At 45.2% G+C, this 24,166-nt stretch carries 21 protein-coding genes and 2 pseudogenes; 16 read left to right on the top strand and 7 right to left on the bottom strand.

Annotation, left to right across the window (positions count from 1 at the left end):
- Positions 1 to 131: 131 nt before the first annotated feature.
- Entirely contained in the window at positions 132 to 1,301 is a 1,170-nt protein-coding gene (locus F985_RS19875; protein ID WP_004704334.1) for a replication initiation protein, read from the bottom strand.
- A gap of 902 nt (positions 1,302 to 2,203) precedes the next feature.
- Here F985_RS19875 and F985_RS19870 point away from each other — a divergent pair.
- The 3 genes from F985_RS19870 (at position 2,204) to F985_RS19860 (ending at position 5,509) form a co-directional block, all read left to right on the top strand.
- Positions 2,204 to 2,989 (top strand): ParA family protein, encoded by a 786-nt coding sequence (locus F985_RS19870; RefSeq protein WP_004704333.1) that lies wholly within the window; start codon positions 2,204 to 2,206, stop codon positions 2,987 to 2,989.
- Positions 2,990 to 3,007: 18 nt separating this feature from the next.
- Positions 3,008 to 3,907, top strand: coding sequence for a ParB/RepB/Spo0J family partition protein (locus F985_RS19865; protein WP_004704331.1), 900 nt, complete (start codon positions 3,008 to 3,010; stop codon positions 3,905 to 3,907).
- 903 nt (positions 3,908 to 4,810) lie between these two features.
- Positions 4,811 to 5,509, top strand: a complete 699-nt coding sequence (locus F985_RS19860) for a hypothetical protein (protein WP_004704329.1) — start codon at positions 4,811 to 4,813, stop codon at positions 5,507 to 5,509.
- 26 nt (positions 5,510 to 5,535) lie between these two features.
- On the opposite strand, the pseudogene F985_RS25810 reads toward F985_RS19860, so the two are convergent.
- The 4 genes and pseudogenes from F985_RS25810 to F985_RS19845 all read right to left on the bottom strand — a co-directional run.
- Positions 5,536 to 5,643, bottom strand: a pseudogene (locus tag F985_RS25810) (IS5/IS1182 family transposase); the annotation flags it as partial.
- Positions 5,603 to 5,803 carry a hypothetical protein gene (locus F985_RS19855; protein WP_004704328.1) on the bottom strand — a complete coding sequence of 67 codons (201 nt, stop codon included), beginning with the start codon at positions 5,801 to 5,803 and terminating at the stop codon, positions 5,603 to 5,605. The pseudogene F985_RS25810 and the gene F985_RS19855, both read right to left, overlap by 41 nt.
- A gap of 326 nt (positions 5,804 to 6,129) precedes the next feature.
- Positions 6,130 to 6,833, bottom strand: a pseudogene (locus F985_RS19850) (IS6 family transposase).
- Between the two features lie 572 nt (positions 6,834 to 7,405).
- Positions 7,406 to 9,751 (bottom strand): DUF1989 domain-containing protein, encoded by a 2,346-nt coding sequence (locus F985_RS19845; RefSeq protein ID WP_004704324.1) that lies wholly within the window; start codon positions 9,749 to 9,751, stop codon positions 7,406 to 7,408.
- A gap of 159 nt (positions 9,752 to 9,910) precedes the next feature.
- On the opposite strand from F985_RS19845, the gene F985_RS19840 reads away from it, so the two are divergent.
- The 8 genes from F985_RS19840 to F985_RS19805 all read left to right on the top strand — a co-directional run bounded on the left by F985_RS19840 (position 9,911) and on the right by F985_RS19805 (position 18,082).
- Positions 9,911 to 11,089 (top strand): sensor histidine kinase, encoded by a 1,179-nt coding sequence (locus tag F985_RS19840; RefSeq protein WP_004704322.1) that lies wholly within the window; start codon positions 9,911 to 9,913, stop codon positions 11,087 to 11,089.
- A 1-nt stretch (position 11,090) separates the two neighbouring features.
- Entirely contained in the window at positions 11,091 to 11,807 is a 717-nt protein-coding gene (locus F985_RS19835; protein WP_004704319.1) for a response regulator, read from the top strand.
- A 25-nt stretch (positions 11,808 to 11,832) separates the two neighbouring features.
- Positions 11,833 to 12,612, top strand: coding sequence for a PAS domain-containing protein (locus F985_RS19830; RefSeq protein WP_004704317.1), 780 nt, complete (start codon positions 11,833 to 11,835; stop codon positions 12,610 to 12,612).
- Between the two features lie 147 nt (positions 12,613 to 12,759).
- Complete coding sequence (locus tag F985_RS19825) at positions 12,760 to 14,124, top strand: NAD(P)-binding domain-containing protein (protein ID WP_004704315.1); 1,365 nt, start codon at positions 12,760 to 12,762, stop codon at positions 14,122 to 14,124.
- Between the two features lie 240 nt (positions 14,125 to 14,364).
- Positions 14,365 to 14,904, top strand: coding sequence for a dimethylamine monooxygenase subunit DmmA family protein (locus F985_RS19820; protein ID WP_004704312.1), 540 nt, complete (start codon positions 14,365 to 14,367; stop codon positions 14,902 to 14,904).
- Complete coding sequence (locus tag F985_RS19815; protein WP_004704309.1) at positions 14,901 to 15,845, top strand: PDR/VanB family oxidoreductase; 945 nt, start codon at positions 14,901 to 14,903, stop codon at positions 15,843 to 15,845. The genes F985_RS19820 and F985_RS19815 overlap by 4 nt, the downstream gene beginning before the upstream one ends.
- 15 nt (positions 15,846 to 15,860) lie before the next feature.
- Positions 15,861 to 16,889: a heme-dependent oxidative N-demethylase family protein gene (locus F985_RS19810; protein ID WP_004704308.1), complete on the top strand. Its 1,029-nt coding sequence runs from the start codon at positions 15,861 to 15,863 to the stop codon at positions 16,887 to 16,889.
- Positions 16,890 to 16,951: 62 nt separating this feature from the next.
- Positions 16,952 to 18,082 (top strand): aminomethyl transferase family protein, encoded by a 1,131-nt coding sequence (locus F985_RS19805; protein WP_004704305.1) that lies wholly within the window; start codon positions 16,952 to 16,954, stop codon positions 18,080 to 18,082.
- Positions 18,083 to 18,518: 436 nt separating this feature from the next.
- Here F985_RS19805 and F985_RS19800 read toward each other — a convergent pair whose 3' ends face one another.
- Positions 18,519 to 18,857 carry a P-II family nitrogen regulator gene (locus F985_RS19800; RefSeq protein WP_004704302.1) on the bottom strand — a complete coding sequence of 113 codons (339 nt, stop codon included), beginning with the start codon at positions 18,855 to 18,857 and terminating at the stop codon, positions 18,519 to 18,521.
- Positions 18,858 to 19,043: 186 nt separating this feature from the next.
- Complete coding sequence (purU, locus tag F985_RS19795) at positions 19,044 to 19,910, bottom strand: formyltetrahydrofolate deformylase (RefSeq protein ID WP_004704301.1); 867 nt, start codon at positions 19,908 to 19,910, stop codon at positions 19,044 to 19,046.
- Positions 19,911 to 20,164: 254 nt separating this feature from the next.
- On the opposite strand from purU (F985_RS19795), the gene F985_RS19790 reads away from it, so the two are divergent.
- The 5 genes from F985_RS19790 (at position 20,165) to F985_RS19770 (ending at position 24,160) form a co-directional block, all read left to right on the top strand.
- On the top strand, positions 20,165 to 20,485 hold the full coding sequence (locus F985_RS19790; RefSeq protein WP_004704299.1) for a DMT family transporter: 321 nt from the start codon (positions 20,165 to 20,167) through the stop codon (positions 20,483 to 20,485).
- A 170-nt stretch (positions 20,486 to 20,655) separates the two neighbouring features.
- On the top strand, positions 20,656 to 20,889 hold the full coding sequence (locus F985_RS19785; protein WP_004704298.1) for a hypothetical protein: 234 nt from the start codon (positions 20,656 to 20,658) through the stop codon (positions 20,887 to 20,889).
- Between the two features lie 231 nt (positions 20,890 to 21,120).
- Entirely contained in the window at positions 21,121 to 21,987 is an 867-nt protein-coding gene (purU, locus tag F985_RS19780; RefSeq protein ID WP_004704296.1) for a formyltetrahydrofolate deformylase, read from the top strand.
- Positions 21,984 to 22,883 (top strand): bifunctional methylenetetrahydrofolate dehydrogenase/methenyltetrahydrofolate cyclohydrolase FolD, encoded by a 900-nt coding sequence (folD, locus tag F985_RS19775; RefSeq protein WP_004704295.1) that lies wholly within the window; start codon positions 21,984 to 21,986, stop codon positions 22,881 to 22,883. The genes purU (F985_RS19780) and folD overlap by 4 nt, the downstream gene beginning before the upstream one ends.
- A 38-nt stretch (positions 22,884 to 22,921) precedes the next feature.
- Positions 22,922 to 24,160: an FAD-dependent oxidoreductase gene (locus tag F985_RS19770; RefSeq protein ID WP_004704294.1), complete on the top strand. Its 1,239-nt coding sequence runs from the start codon at positions 22,922 to 22,924 to the stop codon at positions 24,158 to 24,160.
- Positions 24,161 to 24,166 lie beyond the last annotated feature (6 nt).

Raw genomic sequence — 24,166 nt, 5'->3', positions numbered from 1 at the left:
CAAATATTGCATTAAATCCGGTCCCGGATAAGAAATGTAGCAAGTTGCTACATGCTTTAAATCAGCGCTGATGAAAAAATCCATTTTAAAGCATAGTCATACATAAAAGCTGTAGTAAGTTGCTACACTTTTTAAATAATTTCTTTACCAAAAATCTCATTCAAACGCGCGCGATTTTGCTGAACGAAATCAGGATCATTTTTCAGTTTATATTTCATCTCTTTCTTGAAGTCACTCATGGAAGCACCCGCCACAGCAAAATCCATTTGGAACATAATATCGTTTACAATCACGTTGGCCTGAGAATCGGTTAAGCAGCCTTCGGGCTTAAACCATTTGCTGAACTGTTTATAATTCGGATCATTGGCATAGATATACCAAGAACGGACTGTCAGATCGAACTTTGCCCCAAGCTCTTTCACAATAGCATTATCATCAAAATCGACATCCAGGTAGATCTGGGTCTTTTCGTTGCTGTGTGGGATCACCGCCTCAGTATGTCCATTCACAATTTTAAAGCGCACACCCACCACAGGACGGCCTTTCTTGATGGTGTCATATTCGAGTTTAAGGCTGGTTCTTTGATTAATTTCTTCAACAATCTTATCCAGCACATAACGCCTGAAGTCTACCCAGCGATCATATTTTTTTTCGCCAATGTCGGTAAGTGCCTTAATATTTTCTAGTGATAGTTCAACTTCATAGCAGTCTTGATTGGCATATTTGAATTCGTTTTTAATAAAGTAGGAATACAAGCTCATACTGGTTACCGAGTCTAAAGCAAATAAATCCTTTAATTGGTAAGTAGTAAAATTGCCGCTTGCCAGACGAGTAAAATAAGGCAGCACTTCACTGGTAAAACGAATCTGCAAGGCATTTTTAGCATCATCTTCCCAACGCAGTTCTCGAATAATCGGGACTACTGAATGGACTTTTTTAACCTTGCGCTTGCTTTCATCTACGGGTTCTTCAATGACAAAATGGGCCACCCGAGAGGATAGTTCTTTATAGATCCGGTCAATCGCGACATTAATGGAATTCTTTTTATCCAGACCCAGCAATTCGCCTAAATCATCTTTATGCAAATAAATATAGGTTTGCTCGGTAATTTCACGATCTTGATTATTTTTTTCACCATAGTTGGCCACTGCCATCGCATAAAGTAATGCTTTGTACTCATTGGATGACAGTTCGATCGGTCGGATCAGGCGATTGCTGGTACTGACCACGCCATTATGTCGAATATTGCCAATACAATACGGTAAGTATTCTATTTCTTCTTGTTCATTCAGCTTGTTCATAGGTGGAAAAAAAAGTTATTTTCTACATGTTATACACAAAAGTGCAATCTCATGCAAATTATCCACCATTTTAACTCAGGCAAACCGATCCTTGGCCAAGAAACTCTTACATCCCAAGCTAAGAGTGGAAAGCTTGTCACTCTGTTTTGCCATTTAAAACACTTTTTAAACATGAAGTGGAAAGCCATATTAAAAATTCACTTTTTAATGACAAAGCTTCCACTTTTAATATTTTTCAGAGATTCTTAAGTCAGCTAAAAAGGGAAAAAAACCATTAAGCCCTGTAATAAAGTGGAAAGAATAATAAAAAATACACCTTAATAGTGACAAAGCTTCCACTTTTAGCCAGTCCAGAAGTGAAAATGTACAGTCACCTTGATGAAATTAGCAACAAACAGTTTATCCACAGGATAAAAATATCAAAATGACAAGCTTTCCACCTTTAAGGTTAAATAATTCAACTTATCAACAGATTAAAATATTGAATTTAAATAATTTTGTAAGATAAATTTAAGTTTTTTTTAAACCCGTGACAAACCTTCCACCATAGTGACAAACCTTCCACCTTTCAGTGACAGATCTTCCACCTTTCAGTGACAAGTCTTCCACCTTTCAGTGACAAGTCTTCCACCTTTCAGTGACAAACCTTCCACTTTTCGGTGACAAACCTTCCACTTTTAAATCGATAAGATATTGATTTTAAAAAATAAAAAAGTGCTCTAATTATAATTAACTAATTATATTAATTAATACTAATTATAATTAGCTAGCTATATTTTATAAAAAAACCAATGTGTTTGTTTTTTATCCAGATTCAGATTATAACTTCAAACTAAGCTCAACAAGGTGTAGCAACTTGCTACAAAGTTCTTTATATTACAATAACTCAAGTGGGGATAATTATGACAACTCGGTCAACTAAAATCATTGCGGTGGCAAATCATAAAGGTGGTTGTGGAAAAACAACCACAGTCGTTCATCTGGCATCCGAACTAGCCGACTTGGGTAATAAAGTATTGGTGATAGATTTAGATCCTCAGGCCAATGCAAGCTTACATATTGGATCAAGACATCCAAGTGAAGTGGAAACCACCTCTGCTGAGTTACTGTTGGGTGATTTAAGCCTATTATCAGATTCTCTGGAAGAAGAAACCAATTTCAAAAACGTTTCTTTAATTTATGGTTCACTCAATTTAGGTAAAGCTGAAGATCAACTCAAAGATGATGCCCCAAGACCATCTGAAGAACTCTCCAATAAGTTAGAATTATTAAAAGGATTATATGACTTCATTCTGATTGACTGTCCTCCAAGCCTAAAACTGCTCACCAGTAATGCATTGGCAGCCTCTACCCATGTGATGGTACCAATTGAGTCAGGTTCACAATATGGCTTGTATGGAGTAACTGACTTGATTAACCATTTAGGTAAAATCAGACGGGTCAATCCTGAGTTAAAACTTTTAGGCGCATTGTTGATTAAACATGATGAACGTCAAAACGTCTGTAAATTGATTAGAGATGAAGCTTTAAGCCAAGTCGGTGAACTGTTAAAAACCACCATTCCTATGAGTACTAAAGTGAATCAGGCCGCAATTTTACAACAGCCTTTATTCAGTGTAGATAAAAACGCTAAAGTTCGTAAAGCTTTCCAAGATTTAGCCAAAGAAATCATCAATCGTGTTGAATAAAAGCCTGCTGAGAATATTATGGTAAGTACAAAAGAACTGCTGGCACAACGTTTACAGCAAAATACTCAAAAGCATCAACAAGCTCAGCAAGAGCATGTTAATGATGTGAAAGAATTGCGTCGTAATGTACAAATTACAGATATCCAGCCAAGTCCAAATCAGCCAAGAAAAATATTTAATCCACAAGATATAGAAGACTTGGCGGCATCGATTGAAGAAATTGGCTTGTTACAACCAATTGCAGTGCGGCGGATCCAGGACAAATATGAATTAATCGCTGGTGAAAGACGCTTGAAAGCGCATCAAATTCTCAATAAAAACACCATTGAAGTAATTGTCATTGATGCATCTGATGAAGAAGTAGCATTGTTAACGCTAGCGGAAAACTTAAAACGGGAAGACTTAACTGATTATGAAATTTATGTGGGTTTAAGTTCACTGGATGAGAAACTAAAAAAGAACAAGCAAAAACTTGCAAAATCCTTAGGCATGAACCGGGAAGATATGTATAAATATTTATCTTTCGAAAAATTACCTCAAGAGCTGATTGAAGATTTAGAGCAACAACCTGCATTGCTGGCGCGAACTGCCGCAACAGCAGTCAAAAAGTTTCTCTCTGATTATGAAGAAAATTACAGCAATGCTAAAAAAGCACTGCTAGAAGCCTGGGCGAAATTACTGAAAAAAGAAGTAGAGCAAACAAAACTGGCAGTCTTGGCAGAAAAAATTCTCAAATCGAAAGAAACCAAACAACCCATTAAAACGTCAATTGTGCATAAAATTGAATATGATGGGAAAGTCGCCGGCAATATCAAGTTTGATCACAATACTTTAAAAGTGTCATTAAAGATAAGTGAATTTGATGATCAAAACTTACAGGAGCTGGAAAACCTGTTGAAAAAAATGCTAAATCAGTAATAGAAAAAAAGTGTAGCAATTTGCTACACCTTTTTCTCATTAAGTCATGAACAATTTCCGCCTCAATCACGACAAGCAGTACTCAAACTAAATAATTATTGACTCAATCCTGATATGGCTTAATTAATGACACGTCTTAATAAAGCAGAAACAACAAAACGTTAAGTAGTAAAAAAGAATCATCAAGATTTAAATTGACTGTTTAAAAGTCAAAGATAAACACTGATTTCACGATGCATAATCTGCTTTAATTTGACTCTGATTCATTCTATAGCTCAACTTTTAGAGCCTGAAATTGCTTAAAAATACTCCTTCGATAGTGTTAAGTGTTTTTTTAGTTTACAGACCTAGGGTGATCACTCAGCTGTTTATGTGGGGTGAAAAGAGAATGAGGAAATTCAGTTTGGATAATCGTTCATTTAGTAAACCTACTATTTGGATCGCAATATCCATCCATTAAAATTTAAAAAAACTCTATAATCAAAAACTTTTAGAACAAAAAATTATTCTATTTCCTCCTGTTGTGGTCTTAAAAAATTCGTCATTTCGCCTCATGCTGAAAACCCTGCAACGAAGTGAGATCACTGAACAGCACATATTGAAAAAATTTATCCGTGATGAATGCCGTCAAGTCCATCAGGCCTCGGTCTGTGAACTTTCTTCGACTCTGTTTGCCAAATATCGTGGCCAATTCTCTTCAGAAAGATCTGGATGCTATTTGCCAATATGCAGACAAACAAAAAGGGGGGATGAGGTTTTAATGCCATTGACATAATATAAAACAATGATTTAAGTCAAAAGTATAGTAACGTCTGGGCCTACCATATAAAACAACCCCTTACGTGTATTAATCGTAAGGGGTTTTTTAATTAAAACAAAAAAGGTAGCAAATAGGTAGCAAAAATGACAACACATTTATTCCCATTTTTACATGAATACGTACCTCCTGAATTTTTTGCTTCTACTCATGTTAAGCAAATTTTGGAAGCTAAAACTTTGAATGGTTCTTTACCCATATTATCAGCAATTCAATTACTGCTTAGTTGTGTATCAGATAACGATGAATTACATGCATGTTCAGAATATGAGTTAGTAGCTCAGTATGTGAATACACTAATCACAATTAAAAATGATTTAAAAAATGATAAAAATATTATTAAATTTGAACCAAATAAATTTGGGCCTATTGAGAGCAAAGATTTTTTAGAAAGTTTAGATAATTATGATTTTAAAAGTATAAAAACATTACGAGAATGGATTAATTTCTTAAATAATTTTTCTATGTTTAGAATTCATTCTAGAAATATTTTTAAATTAAAAAGAGATATAGATTCTAAAAATAAGAATAGTTACAGTCCTATTTCGAAAAGAGATCAAGCCGATAAGGCGCGGCAATTAATTTTTAAAACATTAGCCTTAATTCCCGAAGTAGAACAAAAAGAACTGTTAAAAGTTGAAAAAGGGAAAAGAGGTTTAAAAAAAGAGATACGACTTTTAATCTCTGAAGAAGATTATAAGAAATTTTTTGACTCGAATGAAAAAACTTTTGCAAACCGATGGTCTGAAGTTTTACCTGAAATTAAGCCCGCATTGCTGAAATAAAAAAAGTAGTCTACTAGGGGGTGTCCTCATTTGGCTTTGCACCAAATAAATATGCAGGCTATACGGATCATAGATTTATAATTGCGTGCTAGTTTATCGAATCGAGTTGCAATAGCACGGAAATGTTTGAGCCTGTAAATAGTTCACGCTGCCTGAATCGGCAATTTGGACTTGTGGATGCCAGATAAAAGGTAAATAGCTGACTGCACACCAAATCAAGACCGGTATTAAAAAAGACCCCAAGCCAAACAGTAGTTTATTTCTTTGACTGAGTTCACGTGCAACGTAACCCATAGTGTTGCCCCTCAATATTACAATTTTTATAAAACGTAATACTGATTAAGCAAAATGGGTGCCAAAATGATTGTTTTCATTCACTAGATTGCTGGAAATAGCCTAAGCTGAAAGAAACTAATGCTTAAATTACGCATAATGCCACCTTTTACATAGAAAAAAGGCTTTAGAAGCAGGGGCGTTGTGCAAGCCATTATCTGGTGTGTTTAGTCCCTGGTTAAAAAAACGTGGAAACAAAAATCAGGTGGCTTAGATAGATGGGTAAGGAGCTAGCGGCACTGTTGCAAATAGTGATTTGAGTCGATGATGTTCCCTTTAAAAAGTGCTTAGAGACCGAAAACCCTGTTGATTAGACACACTTCACCCTGAGGCTGACCATAATAAAATGACGATGCTTGTCCTTTACGTAGTGCACGCATGACTTCAATACCTTTAATTGTGGCATAAGCAGTCTTCATAGATTTGAATCCTAATGTGGCCCTGATGATTCGCTTTAACTTACCATGATCACATTCAATGACATTATTTTTATACTTAATCTGCCTGTGCTCAATATCTACTGGACATTTTCCTTCTCGCTTTAATCGTGATAAAGCATGGCCATAGGTCGCTGCTTTATCTGTATTGATGACCCGTGGAATTTGCCATTTTTTCACCGTATTGAAGAACTTTCCTAGAAAACTATAGGCTGATTTACTGTTCCGTCTAGCGGAAAGGTAAAAGTCAATCGTATGACCCCGTTGATCAACTGCACGATACAGGTAAGTCCATCGCCCCTTCACTTTGATATAAGTCTCATCCATATGCCATGAATGTAAATCTGTAGGATTACGCCAATACCAGCGTAACCGTTTTTCCATTTCTGGAGCATAACGCTGAACCCAACGATAAATTGTACTGTGATCCACATTTATGCCTCGTTCAGCGAGCATTTCTTGAAGTTCACGATAGCTGATGCCATATTACAATACCAACGAACAGCCCAAAGAATGATTTCACCTTGAAAGTGCCGACCGTGGAAGGGATTCATCTGCTGTATCTCGAAATAAATAAGATATTTAGCTTATCATGTCAGCCTATTTGCAACAGTGCCAGTATCGAAAGCTTTTAAACGTGCAGTTAAAAAATAACGTAAAAACTAAAATATGGAAGAATTTCTACAATTTGATCAGACATATAGCGATTGCTGGCTCATCATTTCTCTACTTTTGCTATGTAAACAACTTGCAGTAAATAAATTAGAAATTGACATTCTGCTTAACCTAAAGACACAGGTATCTACACATCTTTCTCGATCCTGAACATGTATTGCTATTTTCTCTAACTCATCAACTGAATATTCCGAAGCTGGCTGGAGGGTATCAGTTTACTGAATAAGGCACACGAGTGACCCGAGTGGGAGCTTGCAGTTATCACCACCCGGGATTTCACCTTTAAAATATTGGTATGATCCTGCCATAGCCAGGTAAAAACTCAGGGTTAAAGCACCGCACCCTCTAGAAAAATGCAGCGCGGGTCTCATGGTCCGGGTGCCGTTCAGCCGTGGCCATGCTCAGGTTTACAGAGCAGCTAAGGGCTAGGCAAAAATGATGGGCTGGATAATCAGCTTTTTACTCTTAACCTTTGCGGATCATAAAAAGGTAACTCCACCACTTTGGCTTTCAGGCGTTTTTTAAGACCATCCAGTTGTCCAACTTCGACGGCGGTGTCTGTTAGGGCATACTGCGGTGCAAGGCGGCACAGGGCAATCTGTTGCTGCAGCACAGGGGAGTTGGCTGCACTGGTCACCACACCCACAGGAAAACGTCCGACATAGACCAGGTCGCCATGCTGGACCGCTTCATTGCCTTCCAGCACTAAGCCCATCAGTTTATGCCGGCTTTCCGGCGCCTGATTTTTCATGGCTTGTTTACCGATAAAATCTTCTTCCTTGGTTTTCATCGGTACTGTAAAACCAATGCCGGCTTCATAGGGATTGGTTTCGGCTGAAAACTCATGCTGTGCAAAGATTAGCCCGGCTTCTATGCGCAATAAATCCAGGGCATCAAAACCGAGCGGAGCAATGTTATATTGCTGACCTTCCTGCCAAACGGCATCCCAAAGCTGTTCGGCATGGCTAGGATGACACCACACTTCAAAGCCTAGCTCACCAGTATAGCCGGTGCGTGATACCATGACCGGAATACCGTCTGTACCGCCCAGCTTGCCGAGGGTAAAGTGGAACCATGCTAATTTTTCTACGCTTGGCTGATGTTCAGGCGTCCAGATCAGTTGCTGCAACAGCGCACGGCTGTGTGGACCTTGCACTGCAATATTATGAATATGCTGGGATGAATTGCGGATGCTGATTTTATAGCCATGCTGCTGTGCCAGCTGTTTCAGCCAGGTTCCTGAATATTCATCACCGCAAATCCAGCGGAAACAGTTTTCACCCATGCGGAAAATCGTGCCGTCATCCACCATGCCGCCGGTTTCCAGACAGGAGGCCGAGTAGGCAATTTCACCCACCGCCAGTCTGCGGATATTGCGGGTCAATGCATACTGCATAAAAGCTTCTGCATCTGGGCCGGTAATTTCAAATTTACGCAGCGCGCTTAAATCGATCATGGCGACCCTTTCACGGCAGGCCAGATATTCTGCTTTGGCACCCCAGCCGTCGTATTCATTGGCAATCCAATAGCCGTGGTACTCACTGATTTTTGAAGTAAGCGCTTGGATGCGCGGAAAAAATCCTGATGCTTGGGTCATGCGCGGCAGTTCCTTGGGGTCAATTCGATAATGCTGGGAGCGTGGGAAATGCTGATCCTGATCATAAATCCGGACCAGAATATCCGTCGGTACCCAGCCATTGGAAGGATCAATATCGTCAGGGCAGGCAGATGATGCACAGAGCAGATCACGGTGGGCACGCAGCAGGACATAATCTCCCGGTCTGGACCACGGTTCTGCCATGCTGATTGCACCGCAAGGTTCAACAAAGGTGTTGTAAAACAGGTTAATGGCAGGCCATGCATTGCGGCTTTGGATGCCAAAAGGCTGCAGAACCTGGTTAAAATTATCGGTGCAGGAAATATGGCCAAAGTAGCCGGAATCGTTATAGAACTTCGGACTGCAGGCACTCAGGAACATATCGTGCCGGCCCACGGTGTCTTGAACCACTTCGGCCAGTGCTTGCAGATCTGAGGCAAAAAACTTAGAGTGCAGCCCGGGAGCCGGGGTGGCATGCCCCAAAATGGTCCGGGTGGCCATGGCATCCAGACCCAGTTCTTGGCCCTGGGCCAAAGCCTGGGCATCAAAGGCCAAAAAATCGGAACACTGCTTGCCCGACAAGTCTATAATTTGAATCCATTGTCCTGCTTTAACGCTATACGTCCGTGCTGAAGCGCGTGGTATCAGAATTTCCTGCACCGGTTTGGCTAAAGGCTGCGGCAAATAATAATGCACGGGCTGGGCTTTAAATAGCGTCACTGGAACTTCATCTATGCAGTACTGCTGCTGTACATTCATGTCCAGGCCGGTATTCAGCACGATGACTTGAATTGCCGCCGATGCCTGAAAAATGTTCTTTCCAGGACTATGCAAGGTCAGCGCCTGCTCCAGCCAGTCAGGCTGTATAGCATGTTGTGCTAACTGCTGTTTCAGGCGCTGGCTAGAGGCGCTGGCCTGATTTAACTGTGCATGTGTAGCCCGAGCACCATTGGCCACTAGGTGGGATTCGGCCTGTAGTGCCTGTAGCAATTCTGGCTTAAGCTGCTGTTCTGTATTGAAAATCAGTAGATCAATACTCTGTTGTTCAGGTAAGTCAAATTGAATGCGATCACCCGCATCCAGGTCAAAAATGTGCATGCACTGTGCATCTGCGCGCAAATACAGTTCATGGATTGGCTGCTGCAGATGAATATATTCATCTGTCACTGCAGTGGCTAAAGCTGAAGTAAGCGTTCCCATAGATGAGCCCAAAGCGTCCCGCTGGTTCTGATGCTCTTCATTTCACACATATTCTGCTGGAACAGCAATTTCTCCAGAGGTATACCCTGAATAGGGTAGTGCTGGATGTTGGCATGATTCCTGCTCAAATAATTTAACTGTAAAGAATAATTCAGCAGCATGGCGCATCTTGCGAGTGAAGTGATGAATGACAGCAAAATAGAGACAGAGCGGGCCATAAACCAGGCAGGTGATTTAGATCAGACCCAACGGCTGCTTCGCCAGCGTGAATTGACGCTGTTTTATCTGCAGGCCAAATTAAAGCTGATGCAGATTCAGGATACCAAGGCCGAATTGCCACTTTTTCTGCAATGGCTGAAACAGCATTTTCCTGTGCCGGACTTGCCGGAATATTGTCTGGTGATGTGCTATCCCTTCACTCAGGAATGTTTCATTTTTCATGCCTTGGCGCAACCGCTGGCGCAGTCTGAGGTACGTCTGCTCCAAGAGCAGCTGCTACCGCGTTCTGTAGCGGTGATGCAGCAGGATGTGCTGCTGCTGGGGCAGCATGATTGCCTCTCGCTGTTTACTGGACAGAATTTTGCAGTCTGGCGGGTCTATTTAAACTATTCGGCAGCCCAGCCGGTGGACGTGGAGCTACTGCAGCAGCTGGATCAGGCTTTGCAATCGGGCTTTCAGGAACGTGCGCTACAGCAGGAGCGCATACAAACCATATTGCAGCAGGAGCGGCGTGATTTTTCGGCTGACTTACATGACAGCATTGCGCAAATTATTGGATTCTTAAGGTTGAAATCCGCGCAGCTGAACCAGCAATGCAAACAGCAGCCTGGCTATGCACCGTTGCTGGAACAGACCGAGGAGCTGGCGGCTTATACCCATTATGCTTACCAGCAGGTGCGTGAATTAATTACCGCCTCACGCTTAACCTATCAGGAACTGGATTTTTTCACCGCGCTGAAAAAAATTATTGCCGAATTTGAACATCAGTCCAGTGTGGCTTTTGAACTGGATAACCGTGTTCCACAGCTGAAAGTCAGTGCCAGACAGTCGGTACAGCTGCTGTATATCATCCGTGAAAGCCTGAGCAATGTTGTACGTCATGCTCACGCCAGTACAGCCGTCATTTCTGTAAAGCGCAATTTCACTCAGCAGCTGCACATTCAGATTGCAGATAATGGCCGCGGCATACAGGCAGGACGGAAACGGCCGGACAGTTTCGGACTGGAAATTATGCAGGAACGAGCCGAACGGATTGGTGCTGTGCTCAGTATCCGCCCGAATCGTCCCTGCGGCACCTGCGTTGAACTGATATTAGACCTGAGCACTGGAGGGAAGTGAGATGAATAAAATTGCAGTCAGTATTGTAGATGACCATGCGCTGTTCAGGCGCGGTGTGGCGGATATTATCCGCCAGTCCGAGCATTTTGATGTACAGCAGGAATACAGCTGCGGATCAGCATTTTTGTCAGCACTGGACACCGCGAACATTGAATTGCTGCTGTTGGATGTACAGATGCCGCAGATGAGCGGCATTGAGGTACTAAAATGCATCCGTGAACGCAATGTCGATCTTAAAGTGATTATTTTAACTGCCAGCCTGGAGGACAGCATTGTATTGGATGCCATTCGTCTGGGTGCCAATGGCTTTTTGCCCAAAGATACCTTGCCGGAAGATATTCTGCTACAACTGCATCAAGTCATACAGGGCAGGACCGTACTGCATGCCGATGGGGTAGCTTTGCTGGCGCAGCAAGTCCGGCAGCAGACGTCACCCTTAGCCGCTGCCTTGCATAAAACCTCTGAACAGGTGCTATTGCAGCGTAAACTTCTGTCGGAAATGACACAGCGGGAGCAGGAAACGTTAAAGCTGATCGCAAAAGGCTTGAACAATAAACTGATTGCCCGTGAATTAGGCATCAGTGACGGTACGGTAAAAGTCTATGTGAAAAGTCTGCTACGCAAACTGAATGTGCATTCACGGCTGGAGCTTTCCGTGTGGGTGCATCAGCAGCTTAACACTGCAGATTTTGATATTTATCCCTCTTCTTCCGTTTAAGGTTCACCGTGCGAGTAATGCTGATATGTCGAAAATAGCGCTGCCTTCCAGCAAAGATGGGCTGAATATGGACTTGAATCAGGATTGGCCTGAACTGTTTGACCAGTTTGCCGATATTGCACTATTGCTGGATAGTCATGGCGTGATTCAGCGCAGTAATCGTACCTGGCACAACTTGCTACAGCTGCAACCGGATGCTGCAGCACAGCGCTTACCCTTGAGCTACTGGCTGTATTCCGAAGATAGTTTGACCTTCCAATGTGCCCTCATGGCCGGACGGCCGTGTAAGCTAGCACTGCGCCTGTTAATCCCGGAACAGCCCTTGGTATGGTTTGATCTGTCGCTGCAGCCGATCTGTGCCGGTGCCGGAAAAAACCAGTTGCGGGGATGGTGCATTTTAGGCACGGAGCAGACGCAAAAAATCCGGCAGCAAGAACTGCAGGATGCACAGCAGCGCAGTCTGCATGATTTGCTTTCGCGCCTGCCGGTCATGCTGTACCGTTCACGCAATGACTGGAACTGGACTATGGATTATGTCAGCAGCGGCTGTCAGCAGATAACCGGTTATCACAGTGAGCTGCTGATCAATACGCCGCGCTACGGACAGCTGATTCATCCCGATGACCAGCAGTACGTCTGGGACAGTATCCAGTTGGCTGTGCAGCATCATCGCGTATTTCATTTGCACTACCGCATTATTACTGCCCAGAACAGCATACAGCGGGTACAGGAAATCGGACAGGGTCTATATTCGCAAAGCGACATGGTGCTGGGTCTTGAAGGCGCTGTATTTATCCAAAACTGAGGGAATGCAAGCCGCTAAAGCGGCATGACCCCAGGTCAGTATCCCATTGTGCATACCCCATCTGAGGAATTTCGAAAAGATCTAGGCCTGTCTAAGGTAATGGCATCACGGCAGTTTTGTTTAAAACAGATCACATGGAGATTCACCATGAAACGAGTTGCAATTATTGGGGCAGGGCCAAGCGGGATGGCGCAACTGCGCGCTTTTCAATCTGCGCAAAGCAAGGGCATCGAAATTCCGGAAATGGTATGCTTTGAAAAGCAGGCCGACTGGGGTGGTCAATGGAACTACACTTGGCATACCGGCCTGGATAAACATGGTGAACCGGTGCATAGCAGCATGTACCGTTATCTGTGGTCGAATGGCCCGAAAGAATGTCTGGAATTTGCAGACTATACCTTTGATGAGCATTTTGGCCGGCCGATTGGTTCTTATCCGCCACGTGCCGTGCTGTGGGACTATATCAAAGGTCGGGTAGAAAAAGCCGATGTACGCAAATATGTCCGCTTCAACAGTGCGGTGCGCCATGTCGAGTTTCACCCGGACAGCAAACAGTTTTCAGTGACGGTGCATAACCATGTCACCGACGAGATGTATACCGAGACTTTTGATTTTGTGGTGGTGGCTTCTGGACATTTTTCTACCCCCAAAATTCCTGAATATGAAGGTTTCGGCAGTTTTGGTGGGCGGATTTTACATGCCCATGACTTCCGCGATGCACTGGAATTTAAAGGGAAAAATGTACTGCTGGTCGGCAGCAGCTATTCTGCTGAAGATATCGGTTCACAATGCTATAAATATGGTGCGAAGCAGATTATCAGCTGTTACCGCAGTTCACCGATGGGCTATCACTGGCCTGAAAATTGGTCAGAGCGTCCGCAACTGCTGCGGGTCGATCAGACCCATGCCTATTTTGCCGATGGTAGTTCGGCCGAGATTGATGCCATTATTTTATGTACTGGCTATTTGCACAGTTTCCCTTTCATGTCGGAAAGCCTACGTCTAAAAACCGATAACATTCTCTATCCGCTGCACCTGTATCAGGGTGTGGTCTGGGAAGCCAATCCGCAGCTATTTTATTTAGGCATGCAGGATCAGTGGTATTCCTTCAATATGTTTGATGCACAGGCCTGGTATGCGCGCGATGTGATGCTGGGTAAAATTGCCTTGCCGAGTTTTGCCGAGATGCAGGCCGACACCCAAGCCTGGCATGAGGAAGAAAAAACCCTGCAGGATGCAGCAGCCATGTTCAAATTTCAAGGCGACTATATTATGCGCCTGATTGATCAGACCGATTATCCAAGCTTTGATATTGAAGCGGTGCGGCTGACCTTTTTGCAATGGAAAAAACACAAGCAAGAAAACATTATGGCCTTCCGTGACAATACTTACCGTTCATTGATGACCGGGACGATGGCAACGCCGCATCATACGCCCTGGATTGATGCCCTGGATGACTCCCTGGAGGCCTATTTACAGACCGAGGCCAACCTACAGCAAAAGGCAGGTTAGCACGGTCAATGCTTGACCCGTAACACTGCCGGGCAGCCCCATAACACATAGTAACAACCTGGCATACGTTTCTTCTGCAGCAGCTGGTTTCCAGCTGCTTTTTTTATTTCCGCATTAGCTTAAAAATCTCCCCCGCATATCGTGCTTTACCCCTTAGTGGGTATGATTTAGAGGGAATGGCCAGGCGGCGTAAAAACCTTTAAATATTTGATTATGTAGTTCTTATATGAGGTTTCTCAAATGATGGAAGCCATGCACAGTACCCCCAGATATGACACTGTTGAAACGCTGCACTGGAATGCACCCAAGTATGTTCTGGTGTTGCAGCATGCAGCATCGGCAGTGACCCGGAAATTAACCGAAATGAGCAAACAGCATCCGCAAACGGTGCAGCTGATGCTGGACAGTCAACAAGATCCAGCCTTGGCTGGCCTGCTGCATGAACTAGAGACAGTGCTGCAGCAGGAAAAGGCCGGCGTGCGTACCGTGGTCTGCGGTGATGAATCCTTTGTTTGGACAGTACAGCAGTGCCTGGTGGGTACGGGCTGCCTAGATGAGGAAATCAGCTTGATTGCGGATAGCTCCAGCCTGCAAAACCCGCGTAAAAAAGTCTACTGCGTGCACTGCGGTCATACCCAGAACACCGTTAAAGACGAGCTTTGTAGCTGTGAGCAGTGTCAGGTCGAACTGCTGATCCGCAGTCATTTTTCTGAACGCCTTGGCGCCTATATGGGAGTCTGTGCCAATGCGCATCAACCTATGGGAGCACTCAGCGCATGAACCCAACCGTTCCTGTCCATGTAACCCGAATTTATCAAGTTACCCCGATGATTCGCGAATTTACCTTGGCCGCTTTAGATGCCCCCTTGCAGCCGTTTTCTTCCGGCAGTCATGTGATTGTACAGTTGCCAGTTGAAGGCCGCATCATCCGCAATGCCTATTCATTGCTGAATGCCCCGTATGAGCAGCACCAGTATCAAATTGCGGTGCGCTTGCAGGAGAACTCGCGTGGCGGTTCGCAATACCTGCATGAAAACATCCAGGTGGGCGATACCCTAAATATTTCTGCGCCGCTGAATTTATTTTCCATCAATTCTCAGGCCCAGCATCATGTATTTATTGCCGGCGGCATCGGCATTACCCCGTTCCTGTCGCATATGAAATACCTGCTGCATGCCGGGCACAGTTTTGAACTGCACTATGCCTGTCGTGACGGCATCAGCAATGCCTATGAAGATATGCTGATGCAGCTGTTTCATGACCAGGTACATATTTATTCGGAAAAAACCCAGCGCCGTTTGGATATAAACGCATTGCTGAGCCAGCAGTCCCTCGGCAGCCATGTCTATATTTGCGGGCCAGAGCGTCTGATTCATGCTGTTGTTGACTGTGCACAAATGCTGGGCTGGTCAAAAAAACGTGTGCATTGGGAAGCTTTTTCTTCGCCTGCACCGGGAGTCGCATTTGATGCCGTGCTCAGTAAAAGCCAGCGCCGTATTCATGTGCCCGGCGATTTTAGCCTGCTGGAAGCACTGGAACAAGAAGGCATTGAGGTACCCAATCTCTGCCGCGGCGGCGTATGCGGTCAATGTGCCACGTCCTACAGCCAAGGCGAGGTAGAACATCTGGATCATTATTTAACGGTGCAGGAGCGCTCGGCGCAGTTGATGCCTTGCGTTTCGCGTGCCAAACAAGGCCATTGCCTGCATTTAGACCTATAGCTTTGGGAGATTACGATGACGGTTCAATTTAACCCCAATGAAAATATGCATGATCAGTTTCACTACCATAACAGTGCAAAGGCGATTGCCCGTTTTCCTTTTCCATTTCCCGAAGACCAGTATATGTATTCGGTGAATATTGAGCCTGTTGTTTCAAGGCCGGATAGCATTTTTGAGCATTGGTTCGATGTAGATGAACATTATGTAACGGAAATGAACGAGCGCCGTTTAACCCTGGAAAAGGATCCGAAACGTTGCATTATCATGCCTCACATGCGTCAAGCAAGCTGGGACTTTTTGGAAATGGTGATGCTGCATTATGCGGAAGACTACCCTGAACATTTCCAGCTGGAGCGTGATGGCCTGAACTGGCACTGGGTCAATCAACCATTAAATATCGACGTCCATTTTATTTTTGGTCAGGCAGACAGCTTGCCGATGGAGCCGTTTGAATTTATCAGCCGTCAGTTCCAGGGCGATGTTGCCTTGCTGGATCAGCGTGATGGCGATTTGTTTATGGATACCGGCATGATCACCGGCCCTGCAGACTGGTCACTGAATTTTGATGCCGGCATGAGTTTTAAGCAATGGCACGCCCCTGTACCAAAACTGGCACATAACCTGGGGGTGTTTGAGCGCGCACTCAAATTCCTGCTCAACATTCAGGTTGGCCAGCCCTACCGACGTCTGAATTGGACAATGACCATCAATCCGCGTATGGATACTTCCTCGGAAACCTATCATTTATGGGGATATGAACGCGGTCTGGTCACTGCGGAAAATGCCGGTGAACTGGTGCATTTGCGGGTGGAGCTACAAACAATGCCGCGTCTGGCACGCAGCAATGCACTGCTGTTCAGTATCCGCACTTATCTGATTAGCCTGAATGATTTGACCCGCAACCCGGCATGGGCCAAGCGGCTATACCGCGTAATCCGCGATTTGCCTGAGCCGATCGCAGAATACAAGGGCATCAGTGAATATCGTGAACCGCTGGTGCAATGGCTCAGCCAGTTCGATGGCTTCGATGGCGTAGATGAATAACAGCTCAGTTTCAAAAATTAAGTAATCAGCACATTTTAAAATATTCAATAAGGAAGACCTGTATGGCAAACTCTTGGCGCATTTCTGCATTGGCAGCCCACCACCGTCAGCTCGGTTCAAAATTAGAAGACTGGAACGGCATGGGAACAGCATGGACCTATGATTCGGATATTGCAGATCACTATACGGCTATCCGCACCAAAGCCGGATTGATGGATGTTTCGGGCCTGAAAAAAGTCCATTATGTCGGCCCGCATGCGGAAAGCCTGCTGGAATATGCAACCACCCGCGACATTTCCAAATTGTATCCCGGCAAATCCGTGTATGCGACCATGCTGAATGAGCAAGGAAAATTTGTGGATGACTGCGTGATTTACCGTACCGGACCAAATGCCTTTATGGTGGTGCATGGCACAGGCATTGGCTATGAAATGCTGATTCGCTCAGCGGCTGGGCGTCAGGTTGCGGTACTGTTTGATGATGACCTGCATGATTTATCGCTGCAAGGGCCATTGGCCGTGGACTATTTAGCTCAACATGTCGCGGGCATTCGTGATTTGCCCTATTTTCACCATCTGCAAACCAAACTGTTTGGTGCGCCTGTCATGATTTCACGTACCGGCTATACCGGCGAACGCGGCTATGAAATTTTCTGTAAGGCGGCCGATGCACCGATGATCTGGGAAACCATTCTCAGTACCGGCGCTGAATATGGCATTATTCCCTGTTCATTTACCACGCTGGACTGGCTGCGTACAGAAAGTTATTTACTCTTCTTTCCGTATGATAATTCAGAATATTTCCCCTTCGAGAATGATGTCTGCGGCGACACCTTGTGGGAACTCGGCCTGGATTTCACGGTTTCACCGCATAAAGGCGAATTCCGCGGCTGCTATGAGCATCGCCGTTTAAAAGGCAAAGAACGCTTTAAAATCTTCGGTGTATTGCTGGAAGGCGATCAGGTGCCTGCAATGGGAGATACCTTATGGGACGGCAATCAGCAAGTGGGGGTCATTACCTGCGGTATGCATTCGCCGCTGACCGGTAAAACCGTGGCCATCGCACGTCTGGATGTGCCTTATGCAGAGCAGGGTAAAGCCCTGCAGGTCAAAGGCAGCCTGGAGGTAAATGCAATCGCGCATACCTTGCCATTTGATGATCCCGAGAAATTAAAACGTACCGCAAAAGGCTAAGTAGCCAGCAATCCACTCAGCCTAAAAAATCCTGCTAACTGCAGGATTTTTTTAGGTGTTCTATTTGACCCGTTTGAGCAGCCGATGAGTCTGGAGCTGAGCCTGCTTTAAATTGATGGGAAGCCGTTTTCCTATTCCCTTTTATTTGAATGACGCGCATGGACATGACCTGCGATGTAGACATGTAGCAAGTTGCAACACATCTCGAGAATAGCGGCATAGGTCATAGTCGTAGAAGGTATTTTAGAATCCTTGAACAAGGGCAGAAACGCTGCAACAGGCTTTCAGAGGGGTAGTCAGAATTGTACCCGGCTGGCAATAAAAGCGTTGAGTTCAGTCTTATGTGTCCCCAAACCCCACTTGCCGGGTAATTCAGTGTTTAACTTTTGCGAGGGTGATCAAACCAAAGGGTGGGGGGATAGGATTGAGCATAACACTAAATGGCGTCCATACCGGTTTCACCAGTGCGGATACGTACCACTTGTTCCAGCGCGCTGACAAAAATTTTACCATCGCCAATTTTGCCCGTAGCGGCAAATTTGCTGATAATTTCAATTGCTGATTCGACCTGATAGCTCCGGACGGCCACTTCCAATTTCACTTTCGGCAAAAAATCGACCCTGTATTCGGCACCGCGGTACATTTCGGTATGGCCTTTTTGACGGCCTGCGCCTTTGACTTCGGTCACGGTCATACCATGAATGCTGTGTTTGTTGAGCTCTTCACGGACATCGTCCAATTTGAATGGTTTGATAATGGCGGTGATTAGTTTCATACAGTACCTCTTAATTTTATTGTATTCATTTTCATTCTTGAACAAGTTTTATTTTGCAAGAATGATGCCATTTTTCATTTTAAAATCATATCAATAGCAATCGATACATTTGTACGGCCAGTCTGGTTTTTCCACCTGAGTGGCCGTACAGCTGCGCTGGTGATGCGCTTAGCTTTCACTTAGGCCTTATTTAAATACCACCGTACGGTCATCATTAAGGAATACGCGGTGTTCGACAAAGTATTTCACCGCTTTGGACAGCGCGACTGTTTCGGTATCACGCCCCACCGAGACCAGGTCATCCGGCAAATAGGCATGGTCGACCCGCTGCACTTCCTGCTCGATAATCGGACCTTCGTCCAGATCACCGGTGACAAAATGTGCCGTGGCCCCGATCAGTTTGACGCCACGTTCAAAAGCCTGGTGATAAGGCTTGGCCCCTTTAAAGCCAGGCAGGAATGAATGGTGAATATTGATGGCGCGTCCTGCCAGCTGGCGGCACAGGTTGTCTGACAGGATCTGCATATAGCGCGCCAGAATCACCAGTTCGGTACCGGTTTCATCCACAATTTTCAGCAGTTCCTGTTCCTGCTGTGCTTTGGTCTCTTTGGTCACCGGCAGATAGATAAAGCGCAGGCCTTCACGTTCTGCAATCGGACGTAAATCCAGATGGTTGGACACCACTGCAGTAATCTGGAAATCCAGTTCGCCTTTATGATGGCGATACAGCAGGTTGAGGAAACAGTGATCAAATTTGCTGACCAGGATCATGACTTTCATCGGTGCGCTGCAGTCATAGAAGGTGGCCTGCATCGCGAACTGCTGTTCGACTTCGGCAAAGCTGGCTTTCAGGCTGTCAATATCGCCACTGGCGTCATTGAAACGGAAGACAATACGGGTAAAGAAATAGCCGGTGGTCTCGTCATCATACTGTGCCATTTCACTGATATAGCAGCCGTTCTGGGCAAGGCAGCCGCTGATGGCGGCAACGATGCCGGATGCAGCCGGGCAACGGATTTTTAGAATATATTGGGCTGAAGTGTGCTGCGTCATGGTCGATTTGCTCCGGTATTTAAGGCAGTCAAAACTCAGGTGCTCAAGATGGATATTCTTAAGAGTAAATTTAATTTCTTGTAAAAATTTATATAAAAACACACGCCGTTGTCCATATTTCTTGTTTAAATTCAGCTACTTTTTATGAGTATGCCTTTAGAGGTATAGGTAAAATTGGCCAGCCATCGCAGTATTAAAATCAGCCGTATGCTGAGCTGATCCGGCATAAAACTTAATTCAGGGAGTCAATACAGATGGCATGGATAGTTTTAGTTCTGGCCGGTATTTTTGAGATTATCTGGGCCTATTCCATGAAACTTTCAGCCGGTTTTAGCAAACCGATCCCCACCCTCATGACAGTGGTTTTTGTAATTTTAAGCTTTCTGCTGTTGAGCTATGCCATGCGTACGCTGCCCCTAGGCACGGCTTATACCATTTGGTCGGGCATAGGTGTGGTCGGGGCATTTTTGCTGGGCATCTTGATCTTGGGCGAGCAGGCCACCTTGATGCGTATTTTAGCCGCCGTTTTGATTACGGCTGGACTGCTATTGATGAAATTATCCGAGCTCTCCTGATCTGCAATTTGGTGCAGGCCATCAAGCAGATGCGCAGTTTTAATGCATAAAATATTCATATCAGGAATAAATACCGGATTTAGCCGGCATCAAACAGGCCAAATCGGTTATTGGCAAACTTGGCGCGGTATTTGCTTTTTATCAATTGAACTTTGTAAAAGGAGAATGCGATGAGCTATCCGGAACACTTTGTGATTAAGAAAATTCGCTTATTAACACCGACCACCTGTGAGGTGTATATGCTGAATATGAACAAAAAGTTTATGAAAGGCTGGCTGATTCGATGCAATCAGGGTCTGGTTCAGCAGTTTCATGAACAGATGAATCATTTGATGCAGTCTGCCCAGCCTTTTCAGGCATTGTTACAGCTGAAGCAGTTTCATCGGGTAGAGGTTTTATGTTAAGCCAAATCTAGCCAGCAGGAGATTAATTTCCTGCTGGTGCTTTCGCACATATTAATAAAAATCAATAATTTAAAAAACTTTCCTAAAAATAAAAAAACTTTCCTAAAGCCGTAGACGGCTGAAAAAAAATCCTATATAAATTCTCACAGAGAAAAAAATTTTCCTAAAGAGAAAATTAAATATCGCATAGAAACTCATTTTAAAGATTGAGAATTTATAGGAAGCACCCCTATGCCCCAGAACGCTCCAGCCCAATATATTCTAAAAATCCGTTGCCCGGCTGCATCCGGCATCGTTGCCGCCATCAGCGGCTGCCTTGCCCAGAACGGCTGCTATATCAGTGAAATGGCACAGTATGATGACGAGACCACCGGCTATTTCTTTACCCGTATTGTCTTCCGTTTCAATGACGCCAGTGGCGATATTGACAGCCTGAAAGCCAGCTTTGCCGAAGTCGAACAGCAGTTCGCGATGCAGGCCACCTTCTATGACTGCAGCGCACCGATGAAAGTCATGATCCTGGTCAGCAAATTTGATCACTGTTTCCTCAACCTGCTGTATCGCCATCATAAAGGCGAACTGGATTTCCAGATTACTGCAGTGGTGTCCAACCATCTGGATTTACGTCCGATTGCAGAACGTGAAGGCCTGCGCTTTATCTATCTGCCGGTGACCAAAGAGACCAAAGCACAGCAGGAACAGGAACTGCTGAAAATTGTGGATGAAACCGGTACCGAACTGGTGATTCTGGCGCGCTATATGCAGATCCTGTCAGACAACCTGTGCCGCCAGCTGGCAGGACGCGCCATCAATATTCACCATTCATTCCTGCCTGGCTTTAAAGGGGCCAAGCCTTATCACCAGGCTTTTGAACGTGGCGTCAAACTGATCGGGGCCACGGCACATTTTGTCACCGGTGATCTGGACGAAGGTCCGATTATCGAGCAGGAAGTGCAGCGGGTCGACCATGCCTATTTGCCGGATGACCTGGTCTCGGTGGGGCGTGATACCGAAACAGTCGCGCTGTCCAAAGCGGTGAAATACTTTGTCGAACACCGCGTATTCCTTAATGATGACCGTACGGTGGTATTTAAATGAACATAGCCATTCAAGAACATTCACAGCCGCTGATTATTGACGGCAAAGCAACTGCACAAACCGTTTTGGACGAGATCAAAAGCGAAGTGCAGCAGATGAAAGCGCAAGGTATTGAGCCTTGCCTTGCAGTAGTCCTGGTCGGAGATGATCCGGCCAGTCATGTCTATGTGCGCAACAAGGTTGAAAAAGCGCTGTATGTCGGCATCCGCTCACTGGAATACCGCATGTCAGCAGATACAGATGCTGACACGCTGCTGCAGAAAATTGATGAACTGAATGCAGATGCCACCGTGCATGGCATCCTGGTGCAGCTGCCGTTGCCGGCACATATTGATGAAACGGCGGTGTTGCAGCGCATTCATCCGCTTAAGGATGTTGACGGTTTCCACAGTGAAAATGTCGGCGGTCTGAGTCAGGGCCGTGAGGTGTTAACCCCATGCACACCGACCGGATGTATTCGCCTGCTGAAAGACACCTTGGGGCCGGATCTGTCCGGACTGCATGCTGTGGTGGTGGGTCGTTCCAACATTGTCGGCAAGCCGATGGCGGCGCTGTTATTAAAAGAAAGTTGCACCGTCAGCATTGTCCATTCACGCACCCAGAATATTCGCGACATTTGCAAAAATGCCGACATTCTGGTGGCAGCGGTCGGTAGGCCGAAAATGATCGATGCATCCTATTTAAAACCGGGTGCAGTGGTCATTGATGTGGGGATTAACCGCATTCAGGAAAACGGCAAAAACCGTCTGGTCGGAGATGTCGATTATGACGATGCGCTGTCTGTGGTCAAAGCCATCACGCCTGTTCCGGGTGGTGTCGGTCCCATGACCATTGCCTACCTGATGAAAAATACCCTTGATGCTGCGCGTATGCAGGCAAACATTTTTAAAAAATAAGCTAGCGGCATTGGAAAAGATGCCTTGGAGAAGAAATTATGCCACTTGGTTTGCTCAAATACGGATTAAGCAGTGAATATCCTGTTGAAGTTGATTTGCCTCCACCGAAGGAGCTGAAATCACACTATGACGTAGTGATTATTGGCGCTGGCGGTCATGGTTTGGCAATCGCATATTATCTTGCAAAATATCAAGGCATCACCAATGTTGCTGTGCTGGAAAAATCCTATCTTGGCGGTGGTAATACGGCGCGTAATACTGCGGTGATCCGTTCCAACTATCTGACCTCAGAAGGAGTGAAGTTCTATTCAGAATCGGTTGATTTATTTAAAAACCTGTCCAATGAATTTGACTTCAACATCATGTATTCAGAGCGCGGCCAGCTGACTTTGGCGCATACCGATTCTACTGTGCGTGCCTTCCGCCAGCGTGCCGAAGTGAACAAGCATTTTGGTGGTCGTACCGAAATGATTGACCGCCAGCAAATTAAGGAGCTGGTACCGTGTCTGAATCTTGATCCCGCGCATTTGCCTGTTCTGGCAGGACTCTGGCATATGGATGGTGCCACAGCACGGCATGATGCCGTGGCCTGGGGCTATGCCAAGGAAGCGGCGAAACGCGGCGTGGAAATCCACCAGCTGACTGAAGTACAGGATTTTGTGACTGAAAAAAACCAGGTCACGGCGGTAAAAACCAACCGTGGCAGCATCAAGTGTGGCTGCGTGGTACAGGCGATTGCCGGCGCTTCCAGCATTTTAATGAACAAGCTGCATATCAAGTCGCCGATTCATACCTTCCCGCTGCAAGCCATGGTGTCCCAGCCGTTTAAACCGTTTATCAATCCTTTGGTCAGTTCATCTGCTTTGCACTGCTATGTGCAGCAAACCAGCCGCGGTGAAATTGTCTTTGGTGGCGGTTCAGACCCTTATCCGCTGTACAACACCCGTTCTACCCTGGATTTAAAAGAAAGCCTGCTGGCTCATGCCATTGAAATGTTCCCGTTTATGGCCAATGTCAAACTCATGCGCCAATGGGCTGGCATGACCGACATGACGCCTGACTACAGCCCGATTATGGGCAAATCGCCTTATGACAATTATTACCTGGATGCAGGCTGGGGCACGTGGGGCTTTAAATCCACCCCGATCTGTGGCAAGACCATGGCGGAACTTGTGGCGACTGGCCGTACGCCGGATCTGATCAAGCCATTTGAATTGTCGCGTTTCAGCCGCTTCCAGCAAGTCAATGAAATGGGCGCCACTGCGGCGAGCCATTAAGGAGTA

It is taken from the genome of Acinetobacter seifertii, assembly GCF_000368065.1.
GTDB lineage: Bacteria > Pseudomonadota > Gammaproteobacteria > Pseudomonadales > Moraxellaceae > Acinetobacter > Acinetobacter seifertii.
This window is presented reverse-complemented; position numbering and strand designations above follow the sequence as displayed.

Coding starts and splice junctions, on each gene's coding strand:
- F985_RS19875 (WP_004704334.1), bottom strand. CDS start 1,301: ATGAACAAGCTGAATGAACAAGAAGAAATAGAATACTTACCGTATTGT.
- F985_RS19870 (WP_004704333.1), top strand. CDS start 2,204: ATGACAACTCGGTCAACTAAAATCATTGCGGTGGCAAATCATAAAGGT.
- F985_RS19865 (WP_004704331.1), top strand. CDS start 3,008: ATGGTAAGTACAAAAGAACTGCTGGCACAACGTTTACAGCAAAATACT.
- F985_RS19860 (WP_004704329.1), top strand. CDS start 4,811: ATGACAACACATTTATTCCCATTTTTACATGAATACGTACCTCCTGAA.
- F985_RS19855 (WP_004704328.1), bottom strand. CDS start 5,803: ATGGGTTACGTTGCACGTGAACTCAGTCAAAGAAATAAACTACTGTTT.
- F985_RS19845 (WP_004704324.1), bottom strand. CDS start 9,751: ATGGGAACGCTTACTTCAGCTTTAGCCACTGCAGTGACAGATGAATAT.
- F985_RS19840 (WP_004704322.1), top strand. CDS start 9,911: ATGGCGCATCTTGCGAGTGAAGTGATGAATGACAGCAAAATAGAGACA.
- F985_RS19835 (WP_004704319.1), top strand. CDS start 11,091: ATGAATAAAATTGCAGTCAGTATTGTAGATGACCATGCGCTGTTCAGG.
- F985_RS19830 (WP_004704317.1), top strand. CDS start 11,833: ATGTCGAAAATAGCGCTGCCTTCCAGCAAAGATGGGCTGAATATGGAC.
- F985_RS19825 (WP_004704315.1), top strand. CDS start 12,760: ATGAAACGAGTTGCAATTATTGGGGCAGGGCCAAGCGGGATGGCGCAA.
- F985_RS19820 (WP_004704312.1), top strand. CDS start 14,365: ATGATGGAAGCCATGCACAGTACCCCCAGATATGACACTGTTGAAACG.
- F985_RS19815 (WP_004704309.1), top strand. CDS start 14,901: ATGAACCCAACCGTTCCTGTCCATGTAACCCGAATTTATCAAGTTACC.
- F985_RS19810 (WP_004704308.1), top strand. CDS start 15,861: ATGACGGTTCAATTTAACCCCAATGAAAATATGCATGATCAGTTTCAC.
- F985_RS19805 (WP_004704305.1), top strand. CDS start 16,952: ATGGCAAACTCTTGGCGCATTTCTGCATTGGCAGCCCACCACCGTCAG.
- F985_RS19800 (WP_004704302.1), bottom strand. CDS start 18,857: ATGAAACTAATCACCGCCATTATCAAACCATTCAAATTGGACGATGTC.
- purU (WP_004704301.1), bottom strand. CDS start 19,910: ATGACGCAGCACACTTCAGCCCAATATATTCTAAAAATCCGTTGCCCG.
- F985_RS19790 (WP_004704299.1), top strand. CDS start 20,165: ATGGCATGGATAGTTTTAGTTCTGGCCGGTATTTTTGAGATTATCTGG.
- F985_RS19785 (WP_004704298.1), top strand. CDS start 20,656: ATGAGCTATCCGGAACACTTTGTGATTAAGAAAATTCGCTTATTAACA.
- purU (WP_004704296.1), top strand. CDS start 21,121: ATGCCCCAGAACGCTCCAGCCCAATATATTCTAAAAATCCGTTGCCCG.
- folD (WP_004704295.1), top strand. CDS start 21,984: ATGAACATAGCCATTCAAGAACATTCACAGCCGCTGATTATTGACGGC.
- F985_RS19770 (WP_004704294.1), top strand. CDS start 22,922: ATGCCACTTGGTTTGCTCAAATACGGATTAAGCAGTGAATATCCTGTT.